Below are 17568 nucleotides of genomic sequence, written 5' to 3'. Positions count from 1 at the left end.
GCTGCCAAGTGGACATCCACCTTACAAGCTCATATTATTCTCACTGTCTTTGTCTATTCACTATCTCCCAGCACATATCCCGTTCCCCATACCGTACGGATAAGCTGCGGATGTGAAGGATCTGTCTCAAGCTTTTCCCTGAGCCACCTTACATGCACCGCAACCGTGGATGGCTCCACATCGCTGTACAGCCCCCACACGGCACTCATGATCTGTTCCTTGGTCAATACCCTGCCTCTGTTCTCCGCCATGTATACAAGCAGGTCAAATTCCTTCGGCTTCATATCCACATTACTTTTGTTTCTGTTCACAGTCCGTGCGTGCCTGTTGATCTCTATCTCGTTCCCGTCTGTGTTCAGGGTCAACATCTCAGACTTATTGTCATCAACACCATAAGTTCTCCTGAGTATCGAACGGATACGAGACATAAGCTCTTTCAGTGAATACGGCTTTGCGATATAGTCATCTCCACCCATATCAAGGCCATTCACCTTGTCATCCTCACTCGTCCTTGCACTTGCAAATATGATTGGCACCTGCGAAGTATGCCTGAGTTCTTTACAGAATGAGAAACCTGTACCATCAGGAAGATTGATATCCAGAAGTATGAGATCACATTTGTTATCTGTCAGCACTTCATATGCATCGTCTATGCTGGCTGCGTACAGAAAAGCATAGCCGTTGTCCTCCAGCATATCCTGTATCAGCATAGACAGATCAGCGTCATCATCCACTATAAGTATTGTTCTCTTGTCTGTATGCTTTTCTGTCATCCTATACCCTCCAATATCTTCACTGTAGACAATTCATATTATATGACTCTAAACTGCCCACATATCGTCTGTAATATCATCCACAAGCAGTGCATACAGCCAACTATTTTTCTTTATTCACCAGCATGTCATATGTAACACCATATTTCTCCGCTATGTCACTGGCATATGATCTGCCAGCGGGTGGCGCTATCTCGATCTTGTAAGATCTTTGTGAGCCCTCGTTGTGTACGATCAGCGAATATACCTTGCCCTCTGTACGCCCTTCATTCATCTCATCCACATCAAAGCCCAGTTTATGCATATGGGTGTTGTATATCGTTCTCGTTCCCTTTGTCAGAATAGCTCTCACGGAATCTCTGGCTATATAATAGCCCTCCTCAAATGACGTAGTTGAAAACGTCTCATTGAGAAGTATGAGACTGCGATCATTTGCACCGTCAAATATCTCCCTGAATCTCTTGCACTCCTCACCAAGTCTTCCAAGATCAAGGGTCTTGTCTTCGTCAGCAGGGAAATGCGTGAATACGCAGTCCACAGGAGCAAATTCAAATTCATCACCCGGGATATATATACCACCCTGAGCCAGTACAAAAAGCTGACCTATCGTCTGGGTTATGGTCGTCTTTCCACCCCTATTTGCTCCTGTCAGAATATACACTCTGTGCTCGCTGTCAAAGTCCAGATCATTGGTCACTATGTGCTCCGACTCCTCCGTATCAAATGCTGCAAGCTTGATATTATATACGCCACGAGCCTTCATATAATATCTGCTCTTGGAATTGGCTTCCTTAGATGTACCTGCGTCCGGCTGATATGCAGAGTTCACAACCCTTGCCTTGGAAAATACCGCACCTCTGCTTTGCAATTTTTCTATATACTCAGCCCATCTTATATAGTATGTAAGCTCCGGGATGAGATCCGTCATGTCAGTTATGGTAATCGACACATACTTATTTAACGTCTCCCTCATTCTCTTTACAATTCTTGTTATAAGCTTAGTGACTACCCTGTCTGTATACCTTGTAATGTCTTTAGATTTGTCAGAATCAGGGATTCCCACCATACCTGCCGCCAGATTATTTGCGCCCCCGGTTACGACTCTTCCCTGCAGCTCCTGCTGAAATTTTGACAGTGCTTCATTTACCGCATCTAACGGCTGGAATTTATAGTCGTTCTTTGCCTCAATGTTATCATTTATTTTGTCTCTGGACATAAGATGTCCGTAGAAATTACTCAGCACGCCGCCCCTTGTAAACTGCTTGCTGTTGACTGATATCAAGCCGACACCATCTGCCTCATATCTGTTATTCAGATTGATTCCTATGGTTATACTCCTAACCTCACCGCTCACCTTCTTAAGTTCTGCTATATCCTTCTTAAGTTCACTAAAACCATTATCTTCATATATGTTCTGAACATACGCCTTAAGGCCTGTAAATCCCTCAGAATGCAGATTCCTATCTTTCAGGCTGGAATATAATGAATCCACACACTCTATATAATCTCCAATTTCATCAAGTCTGTGCATAAGATCCCATATACCTGAGTTCTCATCATAGTCACGCTTAAAGCTGCCATAGTCCTTGAGAAAGCTTATCTTCCCAAGGATCTCCATCATATCGTCCCGAAGCTGCTTATTCCCTATGACATCGTCAAACACGCCACATCTGTAATTTGTAACAGACGGCTCTGCATATATCCGTGACATAACGCCCATTATATAATTTTGCTCGGACTCATTTGCAGACAACTGCCTGCATATCATGTCCAATCCCAGATCATGCATGGTCACAGGGCTCAGTGTTTTAAACGAATACTTCCCTTCCGGAACCAAAAGGCTGTATTTTCCTGTTGCTTTTTCTCCCATATCTATACCTTTCAAATCATAATGTCAGAAACCTCTCTGACTAACTCACACTATCCGGCTTCTATCTGCCTGCCATCTGTCTCAATTCTACTTGCCAATTACCTTCATATACGCCGCGACCATCTCCACTACGCCGTCCACGCCGAGCTTCGCCTCATCAAGGCACAGGTCATAATGTCCTGAATATCCCCAGTTCTCTCCTGAGTAATAGTCATGATAGCTTCTTCGCTTGGCATCAGTCTCCTCCACAATACTCTTTGCCTTTGATTCTGATATGCCATGCTTGTCCATTATCCTCTTTATTCTGCTGTCTTTATCTCCGCACAGGAATATTCTCACTGCATCGTTCCTGTTCTTGAATGCAAAGTCCGAGGCTCTTCCCACTACAACGCCATCCTGTCCGTCAAGCAATCTCTCAAGTACCTCCTCCGGGGTCTTTCTTCTCTTCACGACAAAGTCATCTGACACCGACTGCATCATAGAATCTATAGCCTTCTCTCCAAAGAAAAACGGATATTTGTCATACACACCCTTCTCCTTTGCCAGCCTTATTATCTCTTTCTTTGTGTAACAGGCTATACCATATTTTGAGGCAAGTCTTGCTGCCACCTCATCGCCGTCACATCCACACTCTCTGCCTATTGTAATTATCATTCTGTGCACCTCCGCTCATCATTCTTATATAATAGAAATGTCTCATCTCTATAACTCATCAAACAATACACCACCATTATATTACAATATAGCTGCAGCTGCATCCTATAACTTGCAATATCTACCTCTTTAGAATCCCCGTTCCATACATACGAAATGCTTATCAAAAAGATCACACTCTCCAACCGTTTCAAAACCAATCTTGGCGTATGTCGAAAGCGCCACCACATGTCCCTCTCTGACAAGTATATGAACGCCCTTCATGCCTCTGCTTTTCAGGACATCACAGGCATAGTTCATCATAGTCTTCGCAATTCCCTGTCCCTGCATATCCTTCCTGACGCACAGCCTTGAAAGTTCTCCCGATGGAGCCAGATCTGCTCTCCAGCACGTAAGTGCCTCAACAGCATCGTCGTGATCTATGGATATTGTGGCTACAATCTCTTCCTTGTCATTCTTCATAACAAACAGATCCTCGTTCTTCAGGTCAAATGCTATGGTATTCTCGTCAGGATAATTCTCGCTCCACTCACACGGTCCGCCTATCATGGCGTGATAGAGCGAGAGCAGTTCTTCTTTGTCTTTTGGTGTTGCATTTATTATCTTCATATGTCTGATCCTCTTTCTAAAAATGATTACAACAAATCAAGCAGTTCTTTATTGTATATACTATCATCCAGTTCTGGTTCATTCCAATCTGACGCACACATCTCTGAGAATCTTAGAACTGCATTAGCTATCTTAAAATCATCCTCATCTGTACTAAGCAATAGTTTTAACATCGTATATATTTTATTACAAACATCAATATTAATTGCTTTCATACAACTATCCGGTATACCTCTAAAATAGTCTTCCCCTTCGCATTCCCCCGCATGTACATCCTCTATCTTTCCATTTCTGTATACAGCCACACTTAATGCTTTTGCCAACCTTTTCAACACAATATCTCGTATAATTCCTTTTCTTTCAATAAATTTTATTTCTTCATCCGTTTTTAATTTCTTAATCTCGTTTACTACTTCTTTTTCATACAAACTGTATATAGTTTCAAATACCATTATCTTCATACCTCATTATTGTCAATCTATTGTTAATCATAAAGTAATCTATCACTTTCTTTTTAAACGTATCGATTTCGGTCCCTTTAAGATGAATAATATTTTTCTCACTCCACTATTCCCTCACCGTATCCTGTGAAAAAATACTCCTTAAGCAGAGTTATTATCACCTTCTGGCTCTCCCTGCTATGTGTGATTGCATAGTATCTTCTGCCAAACTTCGCTTTCCGCTCTTCCTCACGAATTCCAATCTCCGCCCCTTTTGAGGTAACCCGCTTCGTCTTGCTGCCATCATCCATGTCCAGTTCTTCAATGTAGCCATTTTGCTGTAGCAGACCATTGATAAATGCCGCTGTCAGCTTTTTCATGCCTGTGATTCCCTGTTTCTGATTCAGTTCATTTATACGATTCGCCAGCTCAGAAACAATACATTCATCGACGATCTCCACATCATCAAGCATGTTCGGATCAATATAGAACTCTTTCTTCCTGACTGTTTTCTCTTTTCTGCGCTGCTTTTCCGATTCCACACCTTGTGTCCCTAAGTCACCAGGATTGTCAGAATCCAAAGCTTCCGCTTTCATGCTCTCCACATATTCCGTATGTGCAAGGCAGAATTCGTCTATAATCTCTGCAAATGTCTCTCCATAACTCTCCGTCTTCTGCACTCCCATACCATATACGTTCTTCATATCCTCACTGTTTCTCGGCAACTTAATGCACATATCCTTGAGAGTCTTATCCGAACAAATGATAAATGGCGGCACATTCTGCTTCCTTGCGAGCTCCAGGCGTCCAGCCCGGAGAAGTTCAAACAGTTCCATTCCCTCATCTGTCAGATCAGCCATCACCGCCATCTTTTTCACAGCACGTTTGTCAGTTATGTATGACTGCTCAGTCTCTTCCTCCGTCACAACACAATTACTGCATTTGTCACATGTGCAAGGGCTTTCATCTCCAAAATACCTCAGTATATACTGTCTCAGGCACTGATCCGTTTCACAATAACGTATCATTTGATTCAGCTTCCGCTGGTCATTTGCCCGCAGTTCATCATCGTCTATGCCTGCATTTGCAGAACTGACCTTATGTTCCAGCAAACGCTTGTTTATCATGATATCCTGCTTTGAGAAGAACAGTACGCACTCCGCTTCCTCACCATCACGTCCGGCTCTTCCAGCCTCCTGATAGTAATACTCAAGGCTCTGCGGCATATTATAATGAAGCACATACCTCACATTTGACTTATCAATACCCATGCCAAATGCATTTGTCGCCACCATCACACTGAGCCTGTCATATGTAAAATCCTCCTGACTCCTCTTGCGCTCCTCCATCGATAATCCGGCATGATACCGACCGGCAGATATTCCATGTGCCACCAACAATTCGTGTACCTTCTCCACATTCTTCTTGGTAGCACAATATATGATCCCGCTCTCTCCCTCATGTCTCTTGACATAGTTCAATACACTGTTGTCCGTCTCACGTCCGCCTTTCCTGTTCACAACCTTGAAGAACAGATTCGGTCTGTCAAATCCTGTGACAATCGTGACAGGAGATTCAAGTCTAAGATTCTGGACGATATCCCGCCTTACTATATCTGTTGCTGTAGCGGTAAACGCACTCACAACAGGGCGCACTGGCAGCTTATCTATAAAATCCGCTATTTCCAGATAGCTTGGTCTGAAATCCTGTCCCCACTGGGATATGCAATGAGCCTCATCAACTGTCACCATTGCAAGACTTGCCTTGCCGGCAAAATCCAGAAACTGCGCAGTGCCAAGTCTCTCCGGGGTAACATACATGAGTGTATATCTGTCCTGTCCGGCATATTCCAAAGCTTTTCTGATCTGTCCTTCTGTCAATGTACTATTGATATACGCAGCGTGAACTCCCGCCTGATTCAGTGCCTTAACCTGATCTACCATAAGTGATATTAGCGGTGAGATAACTATCGTTATGCCCTTACCGGAAGCACCCATCATGAGTGCAGGGAGCTGATAACACAGCGACTTACCCGCTCCGGTTGGCATGATTCCAAGTACATCCCTGCCTGCAAGTATTCCATCTATAAGCTCCTGCTGCCCTGCTCTCAGACTGTCATATCCAAAATAGTGTTTTAATGTCTCCTGTAAATTCAATCTATGTCCTTTCCAGCCTCTTCAAGCTAAAATAAATAATATTTACAAATCCGAAACCTCCGCCTCAAATGTCTGTTGACTTTTTCTTTAGCATGATTTATTCTTTACTTATTAAGAAATGGGTTTTCTACTGGGTAGGGTTTTACACCTGACAAGGCTTGCTCGTTTCTTTTTTTATTTCTAAAACATCGTACAGATACATTTTCCCAGAAGCGGCATGTCTGATCAATAATCTTGCACTAAACACATTGTATCGCTCAACCTCACCACTTTCATCGTAAACCGGTAACGCAAATCTGGTATCATATCTATACCATCCATTTTTAGCATTACGGCTATGTTTCTCTTTTTTATTTTCTTCCACTGTTTTGGATGTTGCTATTTCAATGATCTCCGGAATTGCCTGAGCCGCATTTGCCTTTGCTTTTGCCACTGTCCCTTTAATATGTTTTGTGTAATTAGATCCTGTATACTCATCTGGCAGATCCGTACCAATATAAACTATATCTCCAGTCTCTGCTATAGAATAAAACTCTCCCACATACCGGCGCAGATATTTCTCAACATCAGACCATGTTATGGATCGTTTTCCTTTAAAAATAATATCATTGATAACTACAATATTATTCCCATCCACATCCTGTATAACGGCAACATTCCTCTGTGGTGTCTTCATCTCATTTGGCTCAACATTGTCAATGAGCTCCATATATCTAAGCATATGTTTTCTCACCTGGTCATCCGACCTGCGATAACACTCGATCAGATATCTCTCCTCGGCACTATAATCAACACTGCTGTTCTCCGTCTCATCATCGCCAAGCAGCTCTGCCAGCGACATATCAAATGCCCTACAGATAGCAACCAGCTTATCCGCCTGTGGATTGATCTTCTTCTTTTTCCAGTCATTTATCGTGCTGGTGGAAATCCCCGTTCTTCTCGAAAGCTCTGATTGGCTCATATTCAGTTCGTCAAGCCTTGCAAATATCTTCTCATATACCTTCACAATGTACCCCCGTTTCACTTCCGACTTTTCGGATATTGTAGTACATATCCACCTTTACTGCAATATCTTAGATTCGATTTTCACTCCCGCCGTGCTATATTGTTCTCAGCAAATGAATGTACAAAGGCGCACAAGCTCCCAACGGAACTGTGCGCCTTTGTATTTTAAGGGAAAGGACTAAGTAGTAAATGGTTGTACAAGCCATTCACCAGACTCTGTGACTTTGTAATATTTGTCCTCATCAGTATCAACTAGAAGGACCGGAATTATGCCGCTGTCCAGCACGGCTCCATCTATATAATAGTGCGATTCGCCATCATAGTAAATATCATGAAATCTGGAATCCCCGGAGATCTCTGCTGTGCCAACATGTCCGGCTACGACCTTCATATCAAGTCCTTCTATCTTCCCGGTCTCCGCCGGATACTTGTTGACATAAGTGTCCTCGCTGGTCATCCATTCCCACATGTCACCGGCTTCCTCATCAATGCCAGCATGGACAAATATCGTGTTGCCCTCTGTAAAATACCTCGGAAGATTCTCGATCCATCTTATATATCTGTCATCATCACATTCCCGGGCATCATCTGCATCGTCATCAAAGACACCGATCAGCCGGTTTATACTCGAGTCTCCCAGAAGAACAAATTCCTCATGGTTACCCATAAGAGCAACTACCTTATCAGGACCATATTTCTTCTGCAGATTCATTATCTTATCCAGGACTGCATAACCATCTGCACCTCCATGAATATAGTCCCCAAGCAGGCAAAGCATAGTATCAGGCTCATCCAGGTGATCCCACACCAAAGCTAAAGCATCCACGAATTCAGCTATGCAGCCATGAATATCACTCATACAATATATCCTCATAAGCACTCCTCCCTGTTCTCTTGAACATCAGTCTCCTGTGTAAAATTCTTTGCCGTCATCAAGCCTTATCGCCGCAAGCCGCCCGCTTCTTCTCACCGCACCGCAGTCGATGGCGATATGATTATTCTGTCTGTATATGTATCCAGGTCTGGGATTACCCGGTATTCCCTGTGTTGGGGTATGGCCTGTAACAACATAAGTGTCATCAAAATACTGAATATCATACTCCGCCCTTGCCCAGATAAGTTCCTCGATCGTGTAATCCTCGATAGGTTTGCCCGGATAAAAGTCCCCAAGTCCGCCGTGCACAAGTAGATATTTCTGTCCAGCTACCGATATCTCCTCTATCTCTGGCATATCCTCTATGAAGTCAATGACCTCTTGCTGCTTCGCTCTGTCCAGTGCCCGAAACCCGTCTATAGTCGTCTTGCTGCCATTATACTGCCAGGTTACCAGATTCTCCAGCATCTCCTCAGATACTCCAGCCAACGACTGCTCCGTTATCTCAGTAGTCATAAAAAACTTAAGACAGTCAAGCGCCATATCCTCATGATTGCCAAGCATGCTGATCACATTTGGCATGCTCATTATCTTGAGCAATGTTTTGATCGGATCTGGCCCCCTATCCAGAACATCGCCCAGAATATACAGAGTGTCCGTATCCTTCAGCTTGATCTTATTCAAAAGCTCGATAAATTTACTGTACATTCCGTGTATATCTGAAATAACATATGTAGCCACTTAAATCGCCTCCCCAATATTTATAATATTAATCCCACCATATATGAAGCTCGCCTTTTTCTCTTATTATTTTTTGCATTTCTTCATATCCGCCACTACAAGCCGCATCTGCCTGAATATCCTCACATTCTTTGATCAAATCCTCTATTTCTATATCAGATAGCTTTCGGTTCAATGCAAAATCAACGCTGTTATATGATAATCCAACTATCTCCGTGCCAAATCGCTCTTCCCATTCCTTAGCTCTATTATACATCTCTGCTGCTGTCGGCGTAGAGTTCCATCCTCCCCAATAATTTCCAAGTACTGCAAATACTTCATAAGTGTGATCAATATTTTTAAAATCAACAACTACTCCCGGATTAGGGTTACTGATATCAACAACCCTGTTATCACAATAAAATTCGTTCTTGTCTGTCTGGTGTATATACTTTTTAAAGAACTGGAACATACAAGGTTCATCACTCGCTTCGATATTTATCTTTTTTCCCATATGTATTTCCTCATTTATTATTAACCTCTTGACTGCCCAATTCATGCATAGAATCTCTCATCTGTTTCCAAACATATGCAGGCCAGCCTCCCATTTGGCAAGCCACATCCGCAATCCAGCATGTACACATTTTCCAAATCATTCGTCCAAATTGAATGTTGTCCATCAAGATATCTACCATGTGAATTGTTATACTGGTAGCTTGAATCTGTATGGCCTACAAGTGATACATACCCTTTCACGCCCTGGCGCCAATACTCTTCCATGTCATAAAGACCTTCCAGATACAACGTATCATCCTGTTCTACAAGTGCTGGATCAAATGTCATGGCATGCGCAAGAAGATATTTCTTTGATCCAATATTGATCTCTATCTGCAGGGGCAGCCCCTTTATCAAATCAGCCAAGTCCAGCATGTCCACTGGAGCAAGTCTATCCTTCATCAGATCAAACGAGTTGTATTGATATGGTGGTATATTGCATCTCTTCTTTCCACCATAGTAAGAATAAATATACTCCGCGAGCATGTGATCGTGATTGCCTCGAACCCACTTCACGTTTACATTCATGCTTAGCCGCAAAATGCTAAAGTAAACGCCAACCGGATCTGAATTCTCCCCTCCGCGATCAAAGACATCCCCAAGCAGGACGATTTCATCCTGTCTTGAGGGGGCTATCTGGTCTATTATACTATTAAACTCTTTTATCGAATTGTGTATATCAGCAATAATATAATGATACATGTATATGCCCCCTACCACTATAATAATCTTCCAGCAATCTTTCCTTCATATCATCATACCAGGCTCTCAATGTAGATTGGGGGTAGTATAGTTCGTCTCTGCCATTTTTATCTATCTCTATAATGTTTCCAGTCTTTACACCCATGTGAAAGATGTCCTTTTCTTCAGCGTCACCAGAATACTCGATTATTAAACAGGCATCAGCATCTTTGGCAAATCTTCATTTGTTCCCATAATTATTTTCTCATTTATTCTTTATCTCTAATCTATTTTTACGTAGTTCTTCGTTGGTCATAGGTCTGTGATGTGATTGTACAAATGCCACTGTCCTCTTTATTCCTTTCACCATTTGGATTGCCTGTTCTGAATATTCACCATAGTCCGTTACGATATCTACATGTTCCGGATCTTGCAAAACCATAGCTAACACGCTATCGAATCCATGGACGTGATCCATCTCGCCATTATACATCAAATGATATATTAACCCCATTCCAGAGAACTCCGTTGCAATATAATTTACATCTCCACTTTCAAAACCATATCCCATCTGCACACACCATTTACCAGTAGCCTCATCTTGAACCGGGATATAATTGCCAAGATATCTTTGCTCTAATAAATCATCAGAACCACCCGCATATTCAGGCTTACTATTATCGGTTTCACCCATAGCATCCTTTTTGCTATATAAATTCGTAAGGTAATTGAGATATGCCCTTCTTTCATCTTTTTCATTTAAAGTTATACGCTCAATGTATATTGGATTAATGTGCTCGTGTTCAAACTCTCCCTGATAAGCTGCTCCGTCAAATTTAATATCTACACAAACCTGAACATCTGAATAATCCCCTTTAACACTTTTATAGAACTCATATTCTTTATCAGAATAATTGAGAATTATTCCTACTTTTTCACAAAACTCAGTTGTATTCCAGTCACCATAGAGGCATCTTACAATATCCCCATGTCGAAAGTCATGTGGAATAAATACAAAGTCAAAAAAAGATTCATTATAAGATAAATTCTCTAATGCCTTTGATATTCTATCTGTTAACGCGTCATCAGATATTTGGTGCATAAAATTATTTAGCCATTTTACTTTTTCTTCATATGAAATCATAATATGGTTTGCAACAATCGTTGCCTTCTCCAAATCCGTGAATTCATAATGAATGCTATTCAGGTAAGCTCTTGTATCTTTTGACGGTATAAATTCATCGATAAAATCTTTCCCCATTCTCTTATTCTCCTTTCGCACGTACAATATAAAAGTTCCTCCCTCTATTACTTGTGTGTCCAATTACAGCCAGCAGTATCCCATTATTTCTAGAAAAAGTCTCCCCGCCTTAATGTAATCTTCCTCGACCTCATGCTCCTTTTCTTCAGACCAATCATAATCCTCTAAATATTTTCTGATAGATGGATTTAACCTGCAAAGCATTTTCCCTTTAAACGGATGTCGGGCTACATAGTCAAAATGTGTATCCAAATAGTACTTATACCGCAAATATTCACCGGTCTTTTGTATGATCCAATCTATAGCTTCCCCGATAGAAAATTCATTTCCCTCAAATATAACAGTATGCAATTCTTCATCATGAATACTATTCTCTCTGTACATGCGCATATGTGAATAGAGCCATTCAGCAAAAGATGCATCTAGGTTAAAAATATCTCGGTAATCAAATCCATATTTATATCGTTGATACATTCTATATCTTTTTTTCTCAGTAACAAAATTCCCAGCATATATCGCTCTTGAAATGCCTAATTCAGAAAGATATAAATTTTTTCTCATCTAACGCTTCCTTTCATCTCTCGTTCATCTGCACCTGACACTTTGTGATTGTTATGCTATATTTCTTTATACTATGTTTCCGCCCTCCTCGATTAAATCTGTCAATCACTCCATACCAAATTTCTCCCGAACAAGCTGCATTGCGGTCTCAACGTCTATCTTGCCCAGCACCAAAAGAAATATAGGAGCGCTAAGCTCATTCAATATCTGTGGCATCGACACCGTAACCGCATCCATAACCTCCAGCGGTGCCATATCGCATATATTATAATCGATCATCGCTGTCGCAGTTATATCATAGCTGTCATCCTCTGTAACATAGATACGCGGACATATCAGGCAATTTGCACTATATAATGTTCCATCTGCTCCATCGTGACTCTGAGGCCAGACCCTGGCATTGATAAAGTTCATAAGCCTGTATAGGGCATCCTTATTAGTTGATTTCTCCACCCAGGAAGCTGCGTTCTGACTATAGAAAACTCTCGCCTCAATGCATGAATCGTAAAAAGACAGCTCCGCCTCAAGCCTTTTGTCCGGACAATCATAGCAATGTGGCAGTGCCACTACTATACATGTACTACCATTATCTGTATTTAAGCACTCATGAAATTCCAGTGTGTGCTGTTTCATATAATCCACACACATCTTCTTCGCCTTTGATTTATTCATATTCATAGCCAATTTCTCCTTTTCAAATGTATTACTCAATGCTTATTCTAGCTTACTGCATTTCAATGTGTTTGTCTGTACACATCTTTTGACACATTTTTATCACTTTTCTTATTATTAATGTATTATATTTGTGTCACTAGTGATATAATCTATAAAAAGCTAATTTAAATGCATCGACATTACACCAAGAATAATCAAAATCAAGGGAGGAAATTATATATATGGGGAAGCACAGTCTGAGTGACACACATGCCAACAATTTTATCGAATTTAAGAATCGTTTAAGTAAATCAAGAAAAGGTATAGGTATGACACAGGAGAAGGTATGTGAATCCATAAACCTCGGCAGTCGTTCCACCATGTCCAATTTCGAAAGTAAAAAGATGGAAAGGCTCCCTTCACTTGATGAATTTGTGGATCTATGTGATCTATACAATGTGGATCCCAACTACCTGCTCGGATTTGATGAGGTAAGAAATTTTACAGTAAAGACGTGCTGCGACGAACTAAAGCTTGATGAGAATGCTGTTATAACTATCATGAAGAACAAGATGGCTCCCATCCTGGTAAACGAGCTTTTTTCTGGTGATTCCTATGCAGAGATAGAACAATATATAACATGGCTGAATTATTACAACAAACTGAGGGATGTGATCACGACAGCTTTCACCAGCTCTTTTATATCCAGACTGGAGCTGCTCTTCAGCAGATATTACACGTCCACTTTTCCACTGGACTACTCAGAACATACATTTACCCGTTTTCTGAAATCAGAAAAAATATTTAACAAATACACGGATATATACGAATTTATAGACAAATGTTTTCTCACAGAAGCAAGAAATAACCTCGCCTTTTCCTATCCAGACTTTGATAATCTGAATGAATCAGAACAACACGATGCAGTGCTTTCTATCATTGCATTGCATTCATATGCCTATCTCATGAGCAGGGTTCATTTCGAAGATGTAGAAAGAAGGCTTATGGAGCAACTGGCAGGTGTGATCCGCAGAGTCTCACACGAATACCCTTTTAGGACGGTCTAAGTTTTTTCATATGTTGCTTTTCAATCCTTAACTGCTTCCAGAAAAAGCATAGCCTCAATCGCCGGTGTCTTTGATGCATATTCGGCATTTTCTATGCCATTGGTAAACAACAGCCGTTCCCAAAGCTTAGGATAATTGGAGAAATCAAATGTGTTGTCATCCAGTATCACGTATTCATCTATCCCAGGATGTTCCGCCAGATAGCTCTGGATGCCCTCACCTCTGCCAACCCAGACATCGGTTGTCTTTCCAGACAGGCTTAGTCCAAATTTGCCCAACATAGATACAAGATATGAGAAGTCGTCCCCGTCTTCTCTCATAAGCTTCCAATCCGAAGTCAGAACGATCTCCGCCTTGCCAAACTGTTTTAACGCCTTTTTCAGCAGTCTCACTCTGGACTCGTCTATCCCAGTTCTTCCACTAGGAGCCCCCACAACTGTCGTCCGGGTATTCAATACACCATCTATGTCCAGAAACAATGCAAAACTCATCATTTACCCCCTATAACATTTTCTCTGTCCACTCTTTTTCCTTAAATCCGGTCAATACAAATCCTTCACTAACGACAAGCGGTCTCTTCACCAGCATGCCATTTGTCGCAAGAAGCTGTAACTGCTCATCCTCGCTCATGTCAGGAAGCTTGTCCTTCAATTTCATCTCCTTATACAGCATGCCGCTCGTATTGAAGAATCTCTTGAGCGGAAGTCCACTCCTACCATACCATTTCTTAAGCTCATCATATGTAGGATTATCATCCACAATGTGGCGCTCCGTGTATTCGATCTTATTCTCGTCCAGCCATTTCTTTGCCTTCTGGCAGGTTGAACACTTTGGGTAACATATAAATTCCATCGCCTTTTCTCCTTTTCTATTTGGCTTATTGCTGCAAGCCTCAATTTCATCATATCAGGTTGCTTAATGATTTTCTTCCCTATATTTTTGACAAATGTCGCACATCCCCATGTCATTTACTCTCAACGGAGAAAAATACTTCTTTATGTTTCTTGAAAATACAGTATTATATTCCCCATTGCCATCTCTCGAAGTAATCTTGTCTGGCATATCCGGATTGTAACCCATGGAACCGCAACAAATGCAGGTATTCATCCATTTTGCCATCTTGGGGTATTGTTTCAGGTAGTTCAGGGCTTCGGTTTTTCTGTCCACTTAGTCTCCTTAGTAATCTTTCTTTTTATTCTCATCAACTATAATTCAACGTCCACTTCTGTTGCTTCCTTCTCTCTCGAGAATATGTATCTCTTGTAATTTCTTCATATACTGTTGAACTTTGTTCCCTTTCGGCACCCTTTTGGGGGCTCCTTTTCTGTTATCGTTTATTTTTTTGTTTGTTTTTTCGCGAATTCAAACATTAAACAGGTTCTATCTGGATTGTAGCTTTCCTTAACCAAATAGTATATCATAATCTACCCCAATTATCACATTCTTCATATTTACAGATTTTTATTCACACACTCGTTTTGAGAGAAGTTAATTATTGCGCTTTGAACTGATTATCATTTAGTGTTTTTTGATTAATGTATTCGAGTATTATTGAACGTATCTTTTCAGTATACTCTCTGCTCAATTTTTTATCCCTATTATTCATGTTGGTTTGACCAAATAGCATCTCTGTGAATGTTGTTAGTAATTGGACGTCTGATATATTAGTAATATTAACATTTTTAGAAGGCATCATAATCTCTGATTTTAAAACACATCCGCGATAAAAATGCTCTTCTAGGATATTTTCGGTATCTATAGCAATCATGGATCTAGATAATGCAGTCAAAGCTCTTGAAGGAATAACTTCAGAATCTGATATTAGTTGTACTGATATATGTGAAGAATCAATTAACTCACCTATTTTGAAAAATCTTCCTTTTCTCAAAGCATTTGTTTTTGAGTTTGCTTTATCTGCAGATTTTTTTATTATATCAATTATTTTATCGTTAAGAGTAGAATTATCAGATAGACTGACAGATAAATTATATTCGAACATTTAATAACCTCGCTTTCGTCTCTTTTCTATATAATATCACAGGCATATCAATTCTGCAATAAATTTTGCAATAAGTGCATATTCGTTTATTGACACATCGAAAATGGTGTGCTAGAGTAGAATGCGATAGAAGCAAAAATAAGATTATTCGGAAGGAGTAAAAAAATGGACCTAAAGATCGTAGAGACGTCATTGAACTTAAGAGTAGAGAGGAAATTAGGGAAGGTGCTCAAAGACTATTCCTTGAGTAAGAACGTTGCAATAGAACAGCTAAAATTAGAAGCAGATGTATACTGTAATCTCGAGTACATGGAATGCAATACTTCTGAATATATGGAAGCTTTTTCTACAGCTGGATATATTCCATATAAAGGCCTGGATGCGTCTCAGAGGGGTATCATGTGTATGGTAAAGAAGGAATATCCAGTGAAGATACTGCATATATTAACTGAGCCACACATGCTTCATTTACAAATAGAAAAAGAGGGGCTAATATTGGATATCATCTCGATCAAAATACTGGTTGCTGGTAGCGACGATACGGACTATATTGGTAGAAAAGAGCAGTGGGATCGTGTATTGGATTATCTAGACTCTATTAAAACTAAGAATCTATGTATAGTAGGTAATCTAAACCACGGCGTAATTAGCCAGAACTATGGAGAGCAAAACGCTAGGCGCTTCTTTAATTATCAGATACTTCTCGAATCGCTCAAGAAGAAAGAGATTAAGGTAGTACCTATTAATGGAACTAGTTATAGAGGCTATCTAAAGATTGATCATTTGTGTATTTCAGACAACTTAAGGGTGGTAAAAGCAGAGTATCTGAATCTATTTGGTAAACATAGGATAATAGGGGTACCTAACCATAGTTTGTTAGTAGCCAATTTGAGAGTGTGTAAATAAAAGTCTGTAAATGTGATCTTCTATGATAATAACTGGGCTGAAGGCTCTAGACAGAGCGTTCAGCCCTTGTAGTTCAAATGTTGACTTTATGAATTACCGATTTTTGCATTTGTGTCTGGAATCATATTCACGAACTTTTTAACGATAGGTCTGAGCTATCGTTAAAAAGTGTAATGTTTTGTAACTGAAAGTTACTCATCCGAACCCATCCACATCATCACTGGTTTCATGCTACTTCTTCGCATTCTCTTCCAATTCCAACATGTACTTATCAAAATCAGACATGAACAGCCTATCCTGAATAACACGATATTTTTCAAATTCAGTTTCAGCTTTTGCTTTGGCAATCTCTGCTGTGATTTTACCCGCATCCTGAAGAATCTCTCTGTCATCGTAAACGCTCCATAGCTGGTACCTATCCATCTTACCCGAATTTTTTTATAATTACCTCAACTAGTTGGAAAATAAGAGCGAAAAATCCAGATATTCTGGAGGTAGATTATGGCAACACGACTTGCTATTCGGGAAAAGCAGTTAGAGACCTGGACTGCGATTATTCAGGAGTGCAGGAACAGCGGTATGAAAACAAAGGACTGGCTTGCTGAAAATAACATATCAAAGGATCAGTATTACTACTGGTTCAAGCAGCTGAGACTTGCAGCATTCATGCGGTCCTCTGGCCCTCAACCAGAATTGCCAGTTGAATCGGAGAAGCCACAGATAGTCAAACTGGAATGCGCTGATTATCAGAATGACCTTGATTCGTGCAGCAGTTCAAAGATA

At 40.6% G+C, this 17568-nt stretch carries 22 protein-coding genes and 1 pseudogene; 3 read left to right on the top strand and 20 right to left on the bottom strand.

Features of this window, described 5'->3' with window-relative positions; all coding sequences use genetic code 11:
• Positions 1 to 53: 53 nt before the first annotated feature.
• From DWX57_RS08290 to DWX57_RS08225, 15 genes are all read right to left on the bottom strand, one after another.
• Positions 54 to 773 (bottom strand): response regulator transcription factor, encoded by a 720-nt coding sequence (locus DWX57_RS08290; protein WP_015534677.1) that lies wholly within the window; start codon positions 771 to 773, stop codon positions 54 to 56.
• 103 nt (positions 774 to 876) lie between these two features.
• Positions 877 to 2643, bottom strand: a complete 1767-nt coding sequence (locus tag DWX57_RS08285; RefSeq protein WP_120123583.1) for a MutS-related protein — start codon at positions 2641 to 2643, stop codon at positions 877 to 879.
• 87 nt (positions 2644 to 2730) lie between these two features.
• Positions 2731 to 3297, bottom strand: a complete 567-nt coding sequence (locus DWX57_RS08280; protein ID WP_117550274.1) for a cytidylate kinase-like family protein — start codon at positions 3295 to 3297, stop codon at positions 2731 to 2733.
• Positions 3298 to 3426: 129 nt separating this feature from the next.
• Positions 3427 to 3906, bottom strand: a complete 480-nt coding sequence (locus DWX57_RS08275; protein ID WP_004851846.1) for a GNAT family N-acetyltransferase — start codon at positions 3904 to 3906, stop codon at positions 3427 to 3429.
• A gap of 26 nt (positions 3907 to 3932) precedes the next feature.
• On the bottom strand, positions 3933 to 4367 hold the full coding sequence (locus DWX57_RS08270; RefSeq protein WP_133300880.1) for a hypothetical protein: 435 nt from the start codon (positions 4365 to 4367) through the stop codon (positions 3933 to 3935).
• 98 nt (positions 4368 to 4465) lie between these two features.
• Positions 4466 to 6502: a RecQ family ATP-dependent DNA helicase gene (locus tag DWX57_RS08265; protein WP_120123581.1), complete on the bottom strand. Its 2037-nt coding sequence runs from the start codon at positions 6500 to 6502 to the stop codon at positions 4466 to 4468.
• 142 nt (positions 6503 to 6644) lie between these two features.
• Positions 6645 to 7508, bottom strand: coding sequence for a helix-turn-helix domain-containing protein (locus DWX57_RS08260; RefSeq protein ID WP_022216827.1), 864 nt, complete (start codon positions 7506 to 7508; stop codon positions 6645 to 6647).
• 177 nt (positions 7509 to 7685) lie between these two features.
• The gene (locus tag DWX57_RS08255) at positions 7686 to 8381 is read right to left on the bottom strand and encodes a metallophosphoesterase (RefSeq protein WP_120123578.1); all 696 of its coding nucleotides are present in this window, start codon (positions 8379 to 8381) and stop codon (positions 7686 to 7688) included.
• A gap of 27 nt (positions 8382 to 8408) precedes the next feature.
• Complete coding sequence (locus DWX57_RS08250) at positions 8409 to 9122, bottom strand: metallophosphoesterase family protein (RefSeq protein ID WP_120123575.1); 714 nt, start codon at positions 9120 to 9122, stop codon at positions 8409 to 8411.
• Positions 9123 to 9150: 28 nt separating this feature from the next.
• Complete coding sequence (locus tag DWX57_RS08245) at positions 9151 to 9615, bottom strand: DUF4253 domain-containing protein (protein WP_165852784.1); 465 nt, start codon at positions 9613 to 9615, stop codon at positions 9151 to 9153.
• A 41-nt stretch (positions 9616 to 9656) separates the two neighbouring features.
• Positions 9657 to 10358, bottom strand: coding sequence for a metallophosphoesterase (locus DWX57_RS08240; protein ID WP_120123571.1), 702 nt, complete (start codon positions 10356 to 10358; stop codon positions 9657 to 9659).
• Entirely contained in the window at positions 10336 to 10503 is a 168-nt protein-coding gene (locus DWX57_RS14135) for a hypothetical protein (protein ID WP_004851867.1), read from the bottom strand. The genes DWX57_RS08240 and DWX57_RS14135 overlap by 23 nt, the downstream gene beginning before the upstream one ends.
• A gap of 99 nt (positions 10504 to 10602) precedes the next feature.
• Positions 10603 to 11598: a hypothetical protein gene (locus DWX57_RS08235; protein WP_243106200.1), complete on the bottom strand. Its 996-nt coding sequence runs from the start codon at positions 11596 to 11598 to the stop codon at positions 10603 to 10605.
• 63 nt (positions 11599 to 11661) lie between these two features.
• Positions 11662 to 12159: a hypothetical protein gene (locus tag DWX57_RS08230; RefSeq protein WP_120123566.1), complete on the bottom strand. Its 498-nt coding sequence runs from the start codon at positions 12157 to 12159 to the stop codon at positions 11662 to 11664.
• 105 nt (positions 12160 to 12264) lie between these two features.
• Positions 12265 to 12837, bottom strand: coding sequence for a hypothetical protein (locus DWX57_RS08225; RefSeq protein WP_120123563.1), 573 nt, complete (start codon positions 12835 to 12837; stop codon positions 12265 to 12267).
• 305 nt (positions 12838 to 13142) lie between these two features.
• Between DWX57_RS08225 and DWX57_RS08220 the strand changes: the two genes are divergently transcribed.
• Positions 13143 to 13880 carry a helix-turn-helix domain-containing protein gene (locus tag DWX57_RS08220; protein ID WP_165852783.1) on the top strand — a complete coding sequence of 246 codons (738 nt, stop codon included), beginning with the start codon at positions 13143 to 13145 and terminating at the stop codon, positions 13878 to 13880.
• 20 nt (positions 13881 to 13900) lie between these two features.
• On the opposite strand, the gene DWX57_RS08215 is transcribed toward DWX57_RS08220, so the two are convergent.
• The 4 genes from DWX57_RS08215 to DWX57_RS08200 form a co-directional block, all read right to left on the bottom strand.
• Positions 13901 to 14371, bottom strand: a complete 471-nt coding sequence (locus DWX57_RS08215; protein WP_120123558.1) for an HAD domain-containing protein — start codon at positions 14369 to 14371, stop codon at positions 13901 to 13903.
• A gap of 10 nt (positions 14372 to 14381) precedes the next feature.
• Positions 14382 to 14732: an arsenate reductase family protein gene (locus tag DWX57_RS08210; protein ID WP_120123556.1), complete on the bottom strand. Its 351-nt coding sequence runs from the start codon at positions 14730 to 14732 to the stop codon at positions 14382 to 14384.
• Positions 14733 to 14795: 63 nt separating this feature from the next.
• A complete protein-coding gene (locus DWX57_RS08205; RefSeq protein ID WP_120123554.1) occupies positions 14796 to 15047 on the bottom strand; it encodes a hypothetical protein in 252 nt (83 codons plus the stop codon).
• Between the two features lie 325 nt (positions 15048 to 15372).
• Positions 15373 to 15879, bottom strand: a complete 507-nt coding sequence (locus DWX57_RS08200; protein ID WP_120123552.1) for a hypothetical protein — start codon at positions 15877 to 15879, stop codon at positions 15373 to 15375.
• Positions 15880 to 16044: 165 nt separating this feature from the next.
• On the opposite strand from DWX57_RS08200, the gene DWX57_RS08195 reads away from it, so the two are divergent.
• The gene (locus DWX57_RS08195; protein ID WP_120123549.1) at positions 16045 to 16785 is read left to right on the top strand and encodes a hypothetical protein; all 741 of its coding nucleotides are present in this window, start codon (positions 16045 to 16047) and stop codon (positions 16783 to 16785) included.
• A gap of 231 nt (positions 16786 to 17016) precedes the next feature.
• On the opposite strand, the pseudogene DWX57_RS08190 reads toward DWX57_RS08195, so the two are convergent.
• A pseudogene (locus DWX57_RS08190) lies at positions 17017 to 17184 on the bottom strand (cell filamentation protein Fic); the annotation flags it as partial.
• A 102-nt stretch (positions 17185 to 17286) separates the two neighbouring features.
• Between DWX57_RS08190 and tnpA the strand changes: the two are divergent.
• A partial coding sequence (gene tnpA / locus DWX57_RS08185; protein WP_330514564.1) for an IS66 family insertion sequence element accessory protein TnpA occupies positions 17287 to 17568 on the top strand: 282 nt, incomplete at its 3' end.

Source organism: Coprococcus sp. AF19-8AC, assembly GCF_003603115.1.
Lineage (GTDB): Bacteria > Bacillota > Clostridia > Lachnospirales > Lachnospiraceae > Coprococcus > Coprococcus aceti.
The sequence above is the reverse complement of the archived record's forward strand: the minus strand, read 5'-3'. Positions and strand labels throughout refer to the sequence as shown.